The 1843-nt window shown below is 52.1% G+C and carries 2 protein-coding genes; both read right to left on the minus strand.

Annotated features, from left to right (window positions below):
- Positions 1–1585, minus strand: a 1585-nt coding sequence (locus B5F88_RS19280; RefSeq protein ID WP_087937030.1) for an IS66 family transposase, incomplete at its 3' end; no start/stop codon positions are given.
- A 31-nt stretch (positions 1586–1616) separates the two neighbouring features.
- On the minus strand, positions 1617–1843 hold a 227-nt coding region (gene tnpB / locus B5F88_RS19285; protein WP_140402217.1), incomplete at its 5' end, for an IS66 family insertion sequence element accessory protein TnpB.

The raw sequence follows: 1843 nt of genomic DNA on the forward strand, positions 1-1843 counted from the left end.
ACTGAGCAGTTGTCCCCCATGGGAGGCAAGCTTCTGGAGAATAGCCGTGGGGAAGTCGTTCCAGCAGGAAGCTTAAATAGTGGAAAGGCCGCAGGCCATTCGCTTTGGCCGTCTCAACAATGGAATATATCGTTGCGCTGGCATCGGCGCCATGAGGCGTGTTGCAAAACAGCCAGTTTTTCCTTCCGATGGCAAAGGGACGTACCGCACGCTCCGCCCGGTTATTAGACAGCTCCAGCCGTCCGTCCAGAAATATATTCATCAGCCAGTCCCGTTGATTCAGGGCATAAGTCAACGCCGTACCAAACATACTTTTTGGTACGGGATTTTTCTCCTGTTCCTCTCTCACCCAGGCAAAAAATTCTTCTGCCACCGTTCTGGAGCGTTCCATCCGGGCGAAAAATCTTTCCTGAAAAGAAAGTCCCTGTTTTGCGTAATCTTCTTCCAGATGGAACAGCTTATTGCAGTACTCCAGACCGACCTGAACTGGAGAGCGTGCCCGGATATCCTTCGGAAGCGTTTTCAATGTATCCGTGAATTTTCGCCTCATATGTGCCCAGCAGCCCGCAACTGTGATCTCCTGTGGCAGTTTGCAGTGGTATGCCTCATACCCATCTGTATGCAGCAGCCCAGTGAAGCCCTGCAGAAAATTGCTTGCACACACTCCGGACCGGCTGGGTTGGTAATCGTACAGCACCACCGGCCTTACCGCATCGCCGGATGTCCGATATACCCACACATAACTCTTTTGCCTGGCCTGCCTGCCATCCTCCCGTAGCACGGTCAACGTGGTCTCGTCCGCGTGGAGAATCTCACTGTTCAGCAGTTCCTGGTGCAGGGCCTGGAAAAGGCTAGAGAAATAATGCTTATACGCATAGATGATCCAATTGGACATGGTTTGCCGGGAAATCGACAGCCCCCTCCGGTGCAGTTCCTGTTCCTGCCGGTAAAGGGGAAGGGCCATCGTATACTTGCTGTTCATAATATGGGCCAACAGGCTTGGTGAAGCTACCCCGCTGCCAGGAATTAGTGGGGCGGGAACTTCGCTTTTCCGCAGAAAGGCATGGTCGCTGTTCCTTTCACAGCACCTGCACGCATATGCCGTCTGTACATGCTCCACCACTTTATATTGCGCGGGAACATAGGCCAGTTCCCGGCGCAGCACCTCATGACCGCAGGCATGCAGCCTCCCGCCGCACTCCAAACAGACCTGCTCGGCTTCTGGCAGTTCATGGATGACTTGTTCCACAGGAAGGTCAGAAAAATCCAGTTCCCGTTTTCCTTTCTGTTTTCTCCGTCTATATGTGACCTGCTCCAGTTCTGGTTCCGGCATCTTTTCACATGACCCCAATTCCACCGCAGGGAACAGAGACACCTGCTCCAGGATCGCCTGTGTCTGCTCGCTGGACGCACCAAAACGCTGCCCTCGTACAAGCCGAAGCTGCTGTGTCAGCCAATCGATCTGCCGATGCAGGAATGCGATTTCATCTTCTTTTTTATCCAGCAGCGCACGCCACTCCGCTGCGCTTCTCTCTTGCGTTTTCATACTTAAATTATAGCAAAAAAGTGCTGCAATTTCAATCATCACAGCACTTTTTCTGCTTTTCTTAGATATCTTACTTATGGGGCTTAAACGGCACAATAGATTGACTTAGAAGATACGCAAACTCTTTCTCGCTGATCTCAACCACACGACCGGACTCTCCTTTCGGCCAGGGGTATGTGCCGCTCTGAGCCCGCCGTTTTCCCTGTTGAAAACTCTGACCATCCCATTCAATATACTTCAGCATACTGCCCGTTCCGTCACGGAACACATACACGCTCCCATCGTATGGATTACACC

The sequence above is a fragment of the Flavonifractor sp. An306 genome, from assembly GCF_002159455.1.
Classification (GTDB): Bacteria; Bacillota; Clostridia; order Oscillospirales; family Oscillospiraceae; genus Flavonifractor.